At 34.4% G+C, this 15,017-nt stretch carries 13 protein-coding genes; all 13 read left to right on the top strand.

Annotated elements, in window-relative coordinates:
- Positions 1-35: 35 nt before the first annotated feature.
- The 13 genes from BQ5321_RS22710 to BQ5321_RS22650 all read left to right on the top strand — a co-directional run bounded on the left by BQ5321_RS22710 (position 36) and on the right by BQ5321_RS22650 (position 14,560).
- Complete coding sequence (locus tag BQ5321_RS22710; RefSeq protein WP_071396609.1) at positions 36-584, top strand: hypothetical protein; 549 nt, start codon at positions 36-38, stop codon at positions 582-584.
- 194 nt (positions 585-778) lie between these two features.
- Entirely contained in the window at positions 779-1,000 is a 222-nt protein-coding gene (locus BQ5321_RS22705) for a hypothetical protein (protein WP_071396608.1), read from the top strand.
- Between the two features lie 31 nt (positions 1,001-1,031).
- Positions 1,032-1,412 (top strand): four helix bundle protein, encoded by a 381-nt coding sequence (locus tag BQ5321_RS22700; protein ID WP_071396607.1) that lies wholly within the window; start codon positions 1,032-1,034, stop codon positions 1,410-1,412.
- Between the two features lie 89 nt (positions 1,413-1,501).
- Positions 1,502-1,903, top strand: coding sequence for a four helix bundle protein (locus tag BQ5321_RS22695; RefSeq protein ID WP_071396606.1), 402 nt, complete (start codon positions 1,502-1,504; stop codon positions 1,901-1,903).
- 144 nt (positions 1,904-2,047) lie between these two features.
- A complete protein-coding gene (locus BQ5321_RS22690; protein WP_071396605.1) occupies positions 2,048-2,419 on the top strand; it encodes a hypothetical protein in 372 nt (123 codons plus the stop codon).
- Between the two features lie 268 nt (positions 2,420-2,687).
- A complete protein-coding gene (locus BQ5321_RS22685; protein ID WP_187143771.1) occupies positions 2,688-3,545 on the top strand; it encodes a tyrosine-type recombinase/integrase in 858 nt (285 codons plus the stop codon).
- A gap of 181 nt (positions 3,546-3,726) precedes the next feature.
- Positions 3,727-4,623: a heteromeric transposase endonuclease subunit TnsA gene (locus BQ5321_RS22680; RefSeq protein WP_071396604.1), complete on the top strand. Its 897-nt coding sequence runs from the start codon at positions 3,727-3,729 to the stop codon at positions 4,621-4,623.
- Positions 4,589-6,724: a Mu transposase C-terminal domain-containing protein gene (locus tag BQ5321_RS22675; protein ID WP_084786896.1), complete on the top strand. Its 2,136-nt coding sequence runs from the start codon at positions 4,589-4,591 to the stop codon at positions 6,722-6,724. Before BQ5321_RS22680 ends, BQ5321_RS22675 begins: the two co-directional genes overlap by 35 nt.
- Positions 6,714-8,291, top strand: a complete 1,578-nt coding sequence (locus BQ5321_RS22670; protein ID WP_084786895.1) for an ATP-binding protein — start codon at positions 6,714-6,716, stop codon at positions 8,289-8,291. Before BQ5321_RS22675 ends, BQ5321_RS22670 begins: the two co-directional genes overlap by 11 nt.
- Positions 8,292-10,166: a TnsD family Tn7-like transposition protein gene (locus BQ5321_RS22665; RefSeq protein ID WP_071396602.1), complete on the top strand. Its 1,875-nt coding sequence runs from the start codon at positions 8,292-8,294 to the stop codon at positions 10,164-10,166.
- Between the two features lie 90 nt (positions 10,167-10,256).
- Entirely contained in the window at positions 10,257-11,261 is a 1,005-nt protein-coding gene (locus BQ5321_RS22660) for an AAA family ATPase (RefSeq protein WP_071396601.1), read from the top strand.
- 13 nt (positions 11,262-11,274) lie between these two features.
- Positions 11,275-13,680 (top strand): S8 family peptidase, encoded by a 2,406-nt coding sequence (locus tag BQ5321_RS22655; RefSeq protein WP_071396600.1) that lies wholly within the window; start codon positions 11,275-11,277, stop codon positions 13,678-13,680.
- Positions 13,681-13,696: 16 nt separating this feature from the next.
- Positions 13,697-14,560 (top strand): hypothetical protein, encoded by an 864-nt coding sequence (locus BQ5321_RS22650; protein ID WP_071396599.1) that lies wholly within the window; start codon positions 13,697-13,699, stop codon positions 14,558-14,560.
- Positions 14,561-15,017: the final 457 nt, after the last annotated feature.

The following is a 15,017-nucleotide window of genomic DNA, read 5'->3' as shown; positions in this document are numbered from 1 at the left end:
CTAAAAAACTATCATCAGTAAAAAGGAGAATTGAAATGTTAAATATTACAAGAGAATTAGTATCGAAGATTCAGTCTAACGAAAAAGAGCTTGCAATAATGGATCAAGAGATATTCGAGATTGAAAAAGAAAACTTGAAGGAAGTAATCGAGTATGCCAAGCAGGGATTGCCTTTCGTACCCATTTACGAGGATTCGTTTGAAAAAGATGGATATTTATTCGAGGAGGAATACTTCGTCAGAGAAAGTGGGGCAATTCTTAAAGGAATAAGTGTTTTTAAAATAGAAGAATTTTACGAGGAAACGGAAGAGGTTGTCCGAGAATTAAACACAGAATTATTTCTATTAGAAGATGGTAGTTTTAAAGCCTATCATACAACTTATGAATCATATTATTGTGAAGACTGCGATTCAATGCATTGTCATTCCCATCGGGTGATTTCAGATGAACAGTTAATCAACAGAAATAATATTGGTAGTGTAATTCACAACATTGTTAATATGTTGAAAAAAAGAGCTTCATTTTTAGAAGAAAGGAAAAATGAGCGGATGTCGAAATTGGAAAATCTAAAAATGGCCCAATGATAAAAGGGGCTTATCTGGATTTCCTCCAAAAAGTCACTAAAGGAACATCGAAGCGTATGAGAAGCACCACTCAGCATCTTGTAGAGTGGTGTGTTAAGGAAGAATTGGCTCCTATACTCAATGACAAAGTAGGAGCCATGCCTTATCCCTTAGAAATAAAATAATAACCATGAATTGAAAGGGGTGAAATATGTATGAACATCTTAGTAGACAGAACACAAACAAAGTATAGAGATGCAAGAGAAAAATCCTGCTACAACATTCTTGATATTGAATACCTATTAAAGACATTAGCCTGTGAAGGATTGATCTGGTGTCTTCAAGGCATATTCGATTTAACAGAAGCAGAAAAAGTTTTAATTGACCATTACCTATTAAAGTATAGGGAAGTTCAAGTATATGATAATGCTTCTTAATAACACATAACCGATTAGGAGGATGACTATAATGGAACAACTGAAAGACTTATACTTGCGAGATGTAAGGAGAACTACTGTTTATGAGAAAGCATTGCAATTGGTGGTAGAGGTTAAGGAGTTTACTAAGACACTACCATGGGAGGAAAAGGATGTAATTAAGAATCAGATATGGAAATCAATAACATCTGTGTTGGCTAATTTGAGTGAAGGAAATGGGCAGATGTATTCTAAAAAAGACCTACAGTTTTTAAATATTGCTCTTGGGTCAGCGGCCGAGACGCAAACTTGGTTTGAAATAAGCTATAGATGCGGATATTTAGATGAATTGGCATTTAAAAACTTTGACGAAAGGCTTGTTGAAATCCGTAGAATGATTATTGGAATGATGAAAAAAGTAATAAACTCCTAAAGTTTCCCCAATGAAGTTCTTCAATTAATGACCTCTCTATCAAACGTAATTTCACGACAATATTAAAACTCACAGTCTGGAGGAATAGCATGCAAATGAATGATAAGTTATATTTGCCAGATTATCATAATTTGATAGTTTATCAGAAGGCAATGAATTTAGTTGATTCAATTAAAGTGCTGAGAGAAAAGCAACCGCTAATAGAGCAACAAAGACTTTGGAAATTAGCGACATCAATTCCCATAAGAATTGCCTATGGGAATAGTCAGTTGTATGAAAATCAGAAAAATTATTCTATGAAAATGGCATTGAACTCAGCAAGGCAAGTTAATGAGTTGCTAAGATTGGCTACAAATGAAGGAGTCATAGATCGAAAGGATTCTCAACAATTGACTGAAAAGGTTGTAGAAGTATGCAAGATGATTTCAGGAATGATAAAAAAAGGGCAAGCAATTACAAGTGATGGAGGAGGAAATGATAATGATGATTAATGAGTTAATTCGAAGGTATCTCTGAGAAAACTGTCAGGAATCTGTAACATTTGGTTTTTATTCTACTTTAAACTGTTTTATCAATTTGTCGATAAATATGTACGAGAGCGTTTTTAATAAGTTGACACCAAGGGAGAGACAGTAATGCTATTCTTATATCACGCTACAAAAATGAGTAACTACAGAAAGATTTGTTTGGATGGTAAACTTAAAACAAATGCAGAGGGACTCATATATTTTACAACTCAGGAATCTCATAGTGTTGGTTGGATTGATCTTAGAAATTATGAAGGGGAAGATATTGTTTGTTTCCGTATTAATGCTTTGAAATTAGATCAATCTAAAATTGAAGATGGAATAGACCATGATCCTGAGCGTTTTAAGGGAATAACGGTAAAAACATATAGTGAGGACATACCGACTGATCTTTTTGATTGGGATAACATGATGAAATACAAATCGAATAATAAAGTAGACAAAAAGGTTTTAAAGGAATTGAAAAAACTTGGGTTTTGATAAAAATTATTCTTATATGTGTAATTAGAGGAATTCAAACTCATAATCATCGAAATTAATTTAAGGCAGATCATAAAAGGTCTGCTATTTTTTATATGTAAATTAAAGGGGTGACTTTGCACATAAAATTATAATGCGACATAAGAGGATTTATGTTGCACTGAAAGATTGTTTGAAGTAAAATATGGTATATGAATGCCACATAATTCCTTGTGGTAAGGTGAATTTCCAGTGCAACATAATTCTCTCGCAATAAGGAGATTGGCGAATGGAACTACATATCATGAATCAATTTGTGAATTATCTAAAAGACGAGGCCAAATCTGAAAATACAATAAAATCTTATGTTGCTCATGTAAATGAATACTGTTCATGGTTTCAAGAATCATATGGAATTTCCTGTAAGAAATTCTTTAGAGAAAACATTTTGGACTACAAGTCCTATTTATTGAATGTCAAAAAACATCAAGGCAAGAACTTAAATGGTAAAACCGTAAATAGCAAGTTAAGTTCATTACATAGCTTTAATAAATTCTTGATAAAGGTAAACATTCAAGAGGAAGACGTGATTTCTAAAGCAGATTTTGTAAGGGTTCAAGTAGATTATGCAAACCCATGTGAAATTACAAAAAAGGATGTTGAGCATTTTAGGCAACTGATACTTGAAAAAGGCGACAAGCGGTTATATGCTCTGGTTACTTTATTGGCTTACGGTGGTTTAAGAATCTCGGAAGCATTAAATATAAAGTTGAATGATTACAGTTTTGAGGGCAAAGAGTTAATGGTGAAGGGTAAAGGCGGTAAGCAACGAATTGTCTATTTAAACAGCAAGATCATAAATGCCTTCAAGGAGTATCTCAAAGTACGAGATTACGATAGTGAATACTTATTTGCATCGAGAGAAAGTGACAAGGTAGACAGAAGTGTTATTAATAAGCACTTTAAAAAGTATAGTAGTAAGATTACTCCCCATATGCTAAGACATTATTACTGTACTGCGGCCTTAGAATCGGGCTATTCAATCCATGAAGTTGCTAATCAAGCGGGACATAGGGATTTAAAAACAAGTTTGATCTACACGAATCCAAGTAGGGAAGAGATGAAAAGAAAGGCTGAATTACTTTAATTTTCATCTCTGTACCGAGTTTCTTCTATTATATAAATACTAAAATAAATCAAATGCATTTGTACTAAGTCATTCCGTAAAAAAAAACGGAGGTGTTGACTTTGGGCAGATGCATTTTTTTTGTGGACTAAAAAAGGTAAATGTATATCTGTAATCATTGCACAAGAAGGGATTGAGGGACATGCCAGTTATAAAACATGAACAGACAACAAAGAAAATTGCAAAATTGATAGCAGATGGATACGGGCAAGGGGAAAAGGAAAACTATAAGCCTTTTATTGATACAATACGAGTTTCGAGTAGCGGGAGAGTAAGTAGAGTAAAAGGATGGATAACAAACAGGGTACATCATTTTTTGTCTGATTCTGAGACAAGGCTGTTTTATCTATATGAATTTTTTGGTAGTAGGAGAATAGGTGGGCTGAATTCACGAACGTTGGATATCAAAGAACACTACCCATTGATAGATGGTTTAGATAAGATTATTCCTAATTTAGACGGGGATTTAATCAAACGTTTGACCAATCAAAAAAGTGGTGAACCGATTATACTCACTACGACCTTTTTTATATCATTACAAACCGATGACGGAGATATTTGTCATTTTGCCAGGTCTGTAAAGGATCACCGACAATTAGAGAATAAACAAGTGATTGAGCGATATCAAATTATGCAAGAATATTGGAATAGTAAAAACATTGATTATGGCATCGTAACTAATAAGGAAATTCCTTTGGTTGTTGCAAAGAACGTTGAATTTATTCATCCCTTTTACAATTTGGAGGAATACGGTATAGAGGATGAAATGCAATCATTTCTCAAAGAACGATTGGTAGACATGATAGGTAATGGTGAGGGTAAACAGTTAAATGAAATTTTAAACAGTCTTGATATTGAATATAAACTTGACCAAGGAACAGCGATTACAATTTATAAGCATATGTTAGCCAGAAAAATTGTTGGTGTAGACATGAACAAGTCAATTTCTTTTAAGCAACCATGCCATACAGTCAAGATTTTAAGCAAGGGTAAGGTGGATAGCTATGATACTTACTACAAACATGCTAATCAAGTATAAAGACGATCCGAACAGCATTGAAAGAATTATCTGGATAGATGAAGCCTATTCTTCATGCTTTCTAATAAATGTATTTGATGATGCTTTACCAAGGTTGGGAAATGTGGAGGAGATTAGGGATGCATTATCTATAGGAGATGCCTTAATTGTTGAAGCTGATCCTTTTAGTATTCTTATTAGTGAAGACGAGATTTCTGAAAAAGCTAAAAGAATACGTGATGAAGCATGGAAATTGGTAAATCATGTTTTAGAGCAGGGGGTTGAAAAACTACTATACTCGAAAACCAGAAATCAAATAATAAGAAAAGTCGCTGAGGATTTAAAGGTAAGCCCAAAGAAAATCCTAAGAAATTTAAAACGATATTGGAAGCGGGGAGGAAAAAGTCACAAAAATTCATTACTGCCTGATTTTTACAAGTGCGGAGGCCTTGGAGTTGAGAAAAAAAGTGGTGATAAAAAAAGGGGCCGCCCTCGAAAAATGAGTGATATTGTTGGAGAAGGTACGAATATTGATGAAGAAACCAAACAAAAATTTCAGTTGGCAGTTACGAAATATTATTATCGCCAAAACAATGTTACAGTCCGTTTCGCTTATGAACAAATGATTAAAGAATTTTTCAAGGATGAATTGGAAAACAGTCCTGATAAACTGCCAAGTTATAATCAATTTCTTTATTGGGTTCGAAAAAATGAAAAAGTATCAGAACGAATTATAAAGAGGCGGGGGAAAAGACGTTATGAATTACAGTATCGACCTGTACTGGGGAGTGTTCAGCAAGAGGTACGTTCACCTGGGCAAAAGGTTCAAATTGATTCTACAACGACGGATCTTTACCTTGTAAGTGAGTTCGATAGGCAGGCTATTATCGGGCGAGGCACGTTGTATTTTGTAAAAGATGTATTTTCGAGGATGATCTTATCCGTACATGTGTGCCTTGAAGGCCCAAATTTTGAGCAGGCAAGAATTGCCCTTATGAATATGGTCGAGAATAAGGTGGAATTTTGTAAACGGTTTGGTATTGATATAACAGAAGATGAATGGCCAAATACCTATTTACCAGAATGTATAGTCGCTGATAGAGCAGAGTTGTTATCTAATGCCTCTACAATACTGACGGATCAATTGAATATAAAAATTGAAAATTCAGCCCCGTATCGTGGAGACTTTAAACAATTAGTTGAGCAACAATTCGCAATATTAAACCGACAAGTAAAGCCTTTACTTAGTGGAGCTATTCAGTCTGATTTTCGGGAAAGAGGGGCAAAAGACTATCGATTGTCCTCTGTGCTAACAATTAAGGATTTGGAAAAAATTGTAATTTTATCTGCTATATACTATAACAATAATTTCATTATAGAAAACTACGTTCGTGATGAAGAAATGATTGAAGCGGGTGTTGAACCAATACCAGTAAAGCTGTGGGAATGGGGAATGAAAAATAGGGCGGGAAAATTACGAACCATAAGTAAAGAGCAACTTATGCTTACGCTCTTGCCCACCTCAAAAGCAACTATTTCAGGCCATGGTATAAAATGGAAGGGGATGTTCTACAGTTCAGCTAAAGCATTAAAAGAGCAATGGTTTGTTAAAGCCAGGATGTCTGGAAGCTATAAGGTAACTATCACTTACGATCCAAGAGACGTTAGTTTTATATATCTGCATGATAAAGATACTCACACATTCGAACGGTGTTATTTATTAGAACATCAGTCTCGCTATAAGGATAAAACTATTGAAGATGTCCAGCATTTGCAAGAATTAGAACAGCGAATTAAACAACAAAATAAAACGTCGGGACTTAAAGAAAAAATTAACCTTATGGAAGAAGTGGAGACAATTGTTAAGGAAGCTGAGAAACAAAGTAAAAAGGATAGAACAAATGTCAGCAAGAATAAACGAATCAAAGGTATAAAGGATAATAGGGAAAAAGAGATTGAGAGGGTTCGAAACGAACAAGTTCAAGAAGATCATGCTCCGTTAATGTCGAAGCATGAACAAGAAAAGCGAGACGAATCCAAGAAGATAATAGAACTTTCAGATGACTTATTATTAATTAAGAAATATCAGCGGAAAGGATTGGGGAACAAAGGTGAGAAGTGAGTTTATTAAGGCTGTTTATCATGAACAGGCGATAAAAGAATATGAGAATCCATTCATAGAGGCATTACCACCAATCTATTCAAAGGAAGAGATAATTCAAAAATTAAGTTATTATCCTTTGTTTGATCCAAAGGAGCGGGAGATGGAAGGTCATTATAGATTTCATCTTACCCAACGTTTGTTCAATTTGTTCCAGGTGTTTCCGCAACATCTGGATCTTGAAAGCCGAATATCCCGATTAATTCGCCAAGGATATGTAGGAAGGAATCCATTCAGCCCAGGGTTTGCAAAGGGGTTTTCAGAAGGATATGAAAATATACAGCAACAACATCTTAATTGGGTAAATGATTCAATCCCAAGAAGTATGACTATTATTGGCCCAAGTGGTACGGGAAAATCATCATCACTATCCCGAATTCTCAACACCTACCCTCAAATCGTCGTACATTCGAACCATAGGGGTAGACCATTCTCGTTCACGCAATTAGTATATGTTCAATTGGGTTTGCCTCACGATAGCTCCGTTAAGGGTTTGGTGAATCAATTCTTTATAACTGTGGATAACTTATTAGGTACTAATTACTTTGATAAGTTTGGTAGGTCAAACAAGTTGTCTGTTAATACACTTATGCCTATAATGACTCAGGTGTGCAAGGGAATTGGTTTAGGTGCTGTCGTAATCGATGAAGTGCAGAACCTCTCATTAAAGGGGATTGGAGCCAAATTGATGTTGAACTTCTTTGTTGGATTAACCAATCAACTTATCCCTATTTGTCTTATAGGAACGCCTTCTGCAATAAATGTTTTACAAAGTGAGTTCCGCCAAGCAAGGCGAGGAAGTGGTCAAGGCGACATGGTCATTAATAGATTGGAAAATGATCCATATTGGCGTTTATTTATTGAATCAATTTGGAACTATCAGTGGGTTAGGAAACCTGTGGAACTTACAGATGAATACGTAGATATCTTGTACGAGGAGAGTCAGGGAATCCTCGATATAGCGATAAAAGTATTCGCTCTCTCACAAATCAGAGCAATCTCAACGGGTAGAGAGGAGCTTTCACCAAGACTGATATCACAGGTTGCTAAAGAAAATTTAAAACTTGTACAGCCAATGTTAAAGGCTTTACGTAAAGGGGATATCCACGAAATTGCAAAGTATGAAGATATTTATTTTCCATTTGATAATGCAGTTGAAAAGGAAAGAATCGTTTTAGAAAAGAACAGTTTTATACAAGCAACAAAAGCTGTGAATAAAACTGTATCAACCGAACAGTTAAAGGAAGAGGCGGTGTTTCGCTTGAATCTATTAGGATTATCAAAGGAAAGGGCATTAATGGCTGTAAAAGCTGTGTTAAAAGATAAAAAAGTTCAAGATGTAAATGATTTGGTAAGATTAGCGTATCAATATTCCTTGAATCCATCTCACGAATCAAGAGAAGATGTTAAGGAAGAAGCAAAGTCTGATTTGCGAGTGATTGTAAAAGAAGGTAAAGAGCAAGGTTTGTCAGCTTATCAGTCGTTAAAGCAAGCTGGTGTTATAAAAACATTGGAGGGGGTTGTGTGAGTGAGTTTAGTGTTTTTTCCTTCACCTTATTCAGACGATGAACTTCTTTATAGTATTTGTGCAAGATATCATAAGAGAAGTGGTAATGTACATGAAAAGGCAACTCTACATGATTTATTTTCGAACCGAGGTTTAACCACTTCGGTTTTTTTACCTTCTGGAATCAGTGCATTAGTTTCCAATATGCCTCCATTCTCTGGGTATAGTGAGGAACAATTCGTATTCGAAAATACACTTTATCCCTATAATTCTGCCTTTTTACCTGCAAATCAAGCTAATAAGGTCTATCAATCTATGTTGAGTAATGATGGTAAAGATATCTACGTTAGAGCAGGTGTTGTTGCAAGCGGTGTCCCTCAGAATAAGTTCATAAGGTTTTGTCCTTTATGTTTTGAAGAGGATGAAAAGAAATACGGAGAACCTTATTTCCACAGGACACATCAATTAAGTGGTATCCATTGCTGTTTAGAACATTTTATGCCTTTATATAGTAGTACCATATTAGCAAGTGGAGGCAGTAAACATCGTTTTGAATTCGCCTCAAAGGACAACTGCATAATAAATGAAGACCATAATACGTTAGGGCATCTATCCGTCTCCACTAAAGAAAAGTACATCAATCATGTTATACAATTAGCTCCTTACTTAAAAGGGCTTTTAAATAAAAGGTTTGATCATAAAGAATTAAATTGGTTTGAGCAGAAATATAAACAAGCATTAATTGCAAAAGGAATTGCTTATTATAGCGGGAGGGTAAAGCAAGAGGATTGGAGAGCTTTTTTTGAAAAACGGTATGATCAATCGGTATTAGATTTGTTTTATAGTTCATTGAGTAGTAAAGGCGATTGGTTATCCATGATCGTTCAGAAACATCGGAAGTCATTTCATCCATTACGTCACATACTTGTTATGAATGCTTTGGGTATATCATTAAACGATATGTTTGGTACAGGTTTAAAATCTCCATTTGGATCATCCCCTTGGTTTTGTTTAAATCCAGTTTGTGATTATTATAGACAACCAGTAATAAAGGATATCGAATTAACCCTTAGTGATAAAACAAAAGATCCAGTTGGGACTTTCAAGTGTCCTAATTGTGGATATACATATACGAGGAGAGGGCCAGATAGGACACAACAGGATCGTTTACGTAAAACGAGGGTTAAATCATATGGGGAAGTATGGAAAACAAAGTTAAGGGAACTGTCAAAGCTCGATCTTAGTTTACGAGAACTATCCCGAAGAATGGGAGCAGATCCGAATACAATTAAGCGTTTCTTAAATGACGAAAAGGAAAGTAACTGGAATATTGAACAAAAAACAAATTCTGTAAAGGAAGATTGTCAAAATTGGATGTCATTGCAAAGAAAGTATCCTCAAAAATCTATTAAACAATTAAGAGAAGCAGAAAAGGCCCTTTATATGAGGCTCTACAGAAATAATAGGGAATGGTTAAAGGCAAACAGTCCTAAACCAATAAAAAGAACATCACCTGAAAGGATTGATTGGAATAAGCGGGATGAAGAAATATTGGAGAGAGTAAGTGAAGCGGTTAAAAACCTCCTTAATTCAGAAGATAGGCCAGTTCGGATTACGATTGGAAAGGTTGGAAATTTGATCGGAGAGAGGGCAATATTAGAGAAAAAGTTTGATAAACTTCCAAGGACAATGAAGTATTTACAGGAAAAGGCTGAAACGGTTGAACAATTTACCGAAAGGCGAATTGAACATGTGATTAATGAAATGTACAAAAATAATGAGGAGCTTAAAACATGGATTATTCTAAGGAAGTCGGGCATTAAGGACTGGAATTTATGGAAAAAAACTGTAGAGGAAAAAATAAAGTCAAGAGAATATTTGTTCTCTATAGAATAGATTAAGATTAACAATTAGACGGCCAAATAGTATAATGGAAAAAAAGTGAAAATTTAATTATACACTAAAAGGATATGGAGGTGAACATTTATGACCACAAATGAGCTAATAAAAAAATTGTTTATAGCGTTCTCAAAAAAAGACGAAGAAGAGTTCTATAGACTTGGGGAAGAAATAATTAATTTAGAGAAACGTAAGAAGCACAATATAGTTGCTAAAGAGCTAAAAGAGGCCTTGTATTCTAAAAATTATAGTAGGAATACTTCTGAAAAGCGATTTAGAACAGATATGCCAATTCCAAGAGATAATGATTCTGGTTTCCCTTTATTAGAAATAAAACAATATGAACTTGAATGGGAACAACTGATTCTCTCAGAAAAGACAAATTATGCTTTGAAGCAAATTGTATTGGGGTTTAAGTCGTATGAAGTTCTTGCTACTTTTAATCTAAAGCCCAAAAATAAGGTCTTATTTTGCGGTATGCCTGGTACGGGTAAAACATTTTCTGCCCAAGTTATAAGTTCATATTTAGGGCTTCCACTTGTTTACATCAACTTTGATGCAATTATTTCTTCGTATCTTGGGGAGACCGCATCGAACCTAAGAAAAGTATTTGATTTTATTTCTAATGGATTCTGGGTTGTACTATTTGATGAAGTCGACATTATTGGCAAAAATCGTGACGATCAACATGAGACGGGTGAAATAAAAAGAGTGGTGAACAACTTTCTTCAAATGATAGATAATTTTGAAGGTGATAGTTTGATTATTGCATCTACTAATCACCCACATATCCTCGATCCTGCAATTTGGCGGAGATTTGATGAAGTGATTAATTTTGAATTACCTGCCCAAGAAGAAAGAATGAGTCTAATAAATCTTTATTTAAAACCAATAAAAAAAGAGACAGAAATCAATGTTAGCTTTGTAAGTGAAGAGACAGAAGGTTTTTCACCTTCTGATTTAAAGTCAATGTGTAGAGATGCAATTACACATGCAATAATAAATGAAAGAGACACTTTAACTAATAGGGATTTATTATATTCATTAGAAAGGTACAAGGAGAGAATGGATATAAGAACAAGTAATAGATAAAGGGGGGATAATAATGTATGAACATCTTTCATTACCACAGATCGTTGGAGGACTTGAAAAACGGAAGCCGAGAGGTGGTGGAGGCTTTTCATTACCACAGGGAAGAGTCAAGAAAGATTATTACAAAGATGTTAGTGATAAGGCAGAACAAATTACAAGGTCTTATACTGAACTCAAAGAAAAATATAACGGTAAGGTAAATCCACACTTAGTCTATCGAATTTCTGTTAATCAAAGTGTTGATTACAATTCATTTGTTAAGATTCTGCATTCAATGGGCGGGATCACCGTATTATCGGTTGCAGAGAATAAGCAAGGTTATTGGGTTGTTTTTTCAAGTGATACGGAGTTAATATCATTCAAAGATAAATTATCCCAGTATTCAGGAATCAAGGATGGGAGAAAATACGATTTCTTTAATGCAATCGACTCAATTGATGATATACCTATTGAAGAAAAGATAGGGACAAACCTTACATTGAACCCATTAAAAAAAGAAGAAGTTGATTATTTAGATATAGAACTTTGGAGAATGGATGACGAGTATATCCAGACTTTTATAAAGGAATTAAGTAATACATATAATGATTGGAATAAGTTTCGCATTTGTGATAGGTTAATTACCAATTCATTTGCTTTGTTTAGAGTAAAAATATCATACGAGGTTCTGGCTGAAATAATCGAACTTAAAGAAGTTGCAAGAGTCGATCGACCGTTTATTCCAACCTTTAAATTAAGTGACTATTATGGACAAGATGTAGAGGATTTAGAAATTTCAGCACCCGATGAAGACTCTGTAGGGGTGTTAGTCATAGATTCGGGGATAACCTCTAACCACCCTTTATTGGAAAAGGCAGTTGGTGATGAAGAGAACTTTCAAGAGGTTGAAAAGGAATTGCAAGATAAAGTAGGTCATGGTACTGCCGTTGCAGGAGTTTCTTTATATGGTGATATCAAACAAAAAATGAATGATAAGAGTTTCTTGCCTTCTAATTGGTTATTTTCTGCAAAAGTTATGTATGGACAAGAGGATGCACAAGGTAATTTTTCTCCTGTATATGATGAAGAAAGGTTATTCGAGAATCAATTAAATACAGCAATTCGTAGCTTTCTTGATCAGGATGGTTATAGGATCAAAATTGTAAATATTTCTTTCGGAAACGCAAACGAATCTTTAAAAGATAAGAATAATCGTCAATTTCCTTTAGCGGCCTTATTGGATGAATTAGCATATGAATATAGAGACGTTGCCTTTGTTGTTTCCGCTGGAAACTCTGATCCAAGAAATATTTACGATGAACTTGAAGAAATTATTGAAAATTATCCAAATTACTTAGTGGAAAATGAATATTTTAGAATTATTAATCCTGCTACATCTGCACTATCAATTACAGTTGGGTCAATTGCTCAGGAATTTTCTATCTTAGAGCAAGGAGAAAGACATAAAATGGATATATATACAGCGGTTGCTCAACATAAGGAGCCTTCTCCATTTACTCGTACAGGTTTTGGAATTAATGGGATGTTAAAGCCAGAAGTTGTTCATTATGGTGGAAATTTAATTTTGAGAAAAGAATTTGGAAGAATAATTGAAAACGTTGGTGGAAAACTTCCTTTGTTATCAAATAGCCCAACGGAAAAACTTTTTAATTTTAACTATGGGACAAGTTTTTCTGCACCAATGGTTACGCATGTATTGGGAGAGATAGCCAATAAGTATCCAGATAAGTCAGCGAACTTTCTAAAGAATCTTTTGTTACAATCAACAGAAACAGTAAAAATAGACGGATTTAATGGAAGCGATAGTCAAAAACAAACTTCATTGTTGAAAGTGCAGGGATATGGATTACCAAACTATGAAAGGGCAATATCTTCGTTTGATAACAGGGTTGTGCTTCTTGATGAAGGAGTAATTGGATTAAATAAAGTACAAGTTTATTCTTTTGATTGCCCATCATTGTTCTTTGAAACAAAAGGGTATAAAAAAATATCTGTGGCATTAACTTTTGATCCAGTAACAAGAATGACAAGGGGAGACAGCTATTTAGGAAATCGTATGCAGTTCAAACTTTATCATACTATAAATCCATATATTGTCGCTGAAAAATTTGCTGAATATGATTTTTCTGATGACATGGCTACCTTGGAAGAATTGGATGACTATGAGATTAAATTAACACCAGGCCCTAATAAAAGGAATAGCGGATGTCACCAAAAAGGGATTAGAGAGTTTAAAAGGGAGCCAAAGGCATTACCAAATTCACCTTTTACGTTAGTGGTTATAAATTCCAATAAATGGGTAACCGACGAAAACCATATGCAGAACTACTGTGTATCAGTTATGGTTGAACATACTCAGGATATTAAGCTATATACTGAAATAAGAACAGCAATAAAACAAAGGGTAAGAATAAGATAAAAAAGGTTGTGTAGTAATGACAACTGCTATTGGTAGATGTTTGCTTTGTGAAGAACAAAAGGAATTAAAGGGTAGTCACATTATTCCAAAATTTATTGGGAAGTGGTTAAAGAATACTTCGGCAACAGGCTATTTGCGTCAAACCTCAAATGCTGATAAAAGACAACAGGATATTTCCAAACTCCCTTTATTATGCAATGAATGTGAACAGTTATTTTCTAAATATGAGAAAATGTTTTCAGAGAAAATATTTAAGCCGTTTCAAGACGGAGGTAAAAATTTTAACTATGATATATGGTTACTAAAATTTGTAATATCTGTGCAATGGAGGATAATTGCAACTCAAAAGCACACTGCCGAAGGAATTCCAGGATTTCTAATGAATCACTTAGATGATGCGTTTGTATTATGGAGGGACTTTCTCCTTGGAAAAATTAATAAACATGGGTCGTACGCACATCATATTTTCTTTTTAGATACTATTGAATCAGTAAGTGGTGAATTGCAACTACAAGACAAGCCTAATATGTATTTTTTAAGATCTATTGATAGTACAATCGCCTCAAATGGTAACAATACGCTTTTTATATACACAAAATTACCAGGGATTATTATGGTTACGCACATTTTCCCAACTAATATGGCGGGATGGTCAAAAACAAAGATAGTTAAAAGAGGAACTTTGAAAATCCCCCAATCCTGTAGTGTTGACGGATTTGCAGAGTTTTTAAATCATAGGATTGAAGAATCAAGAAATTATAAAATCAGCGAGAAACAGGTTATGAAGATTAATGAAGAAGTTAGGAAAAATGAAAAGAGGATGTTAAATTCAAAATCCTTCGAGGCCTGGTTAGCAGATGAAAATATGAAAAGTTTTTAAAATCCATATTTTATGTAAAATCAATCAGAATCGGGAGCGTACCGTTGGTACGCCTCGGTTCTTTTTTATTGAACAAACGATTGAAATAGAGGCAGATAAAGTTAAAATATTTTGGCTCCATTTTATCGTGCTAAATAGATTAGCAGAATTTTTAGAAGAAAGTCTGTCTCCATATGAGGAGAGCTACAGTTCAAAGGTGGAACGAATGTCAGAGTATTTAAGTGGATATTAACCAAAGGGCATCTACCAAAGACAAAGGAGTTTTTAAGTAGTCATTTAGAAACGGTTGAAGCATTTCAGCGGAGGAGGCTCACATATGTAATTAAGCAAATGATGAATAGTGGTGACGAATTAATTACATGGGTTATCCTAAGAAGATCGGGATTACCAGTAAATAATTATTGGAAAGGTATAGTAGAGGGTATAATATATTAATTTCTTATTTTGAAAGTTTAGT

It is taken from the genome of Bacillus tuaregi, assembly GCF_900104575.1.
Classification (GTDB): Bacteria; Bacillota; Bacilli; order Bacillales; family Cytobacillaceae; genus Bacillus_BD; species Bacillus_BD tuaregi.
This window is presented reverse-complemented; position numbering and strand designations above follow the sequence as displayed.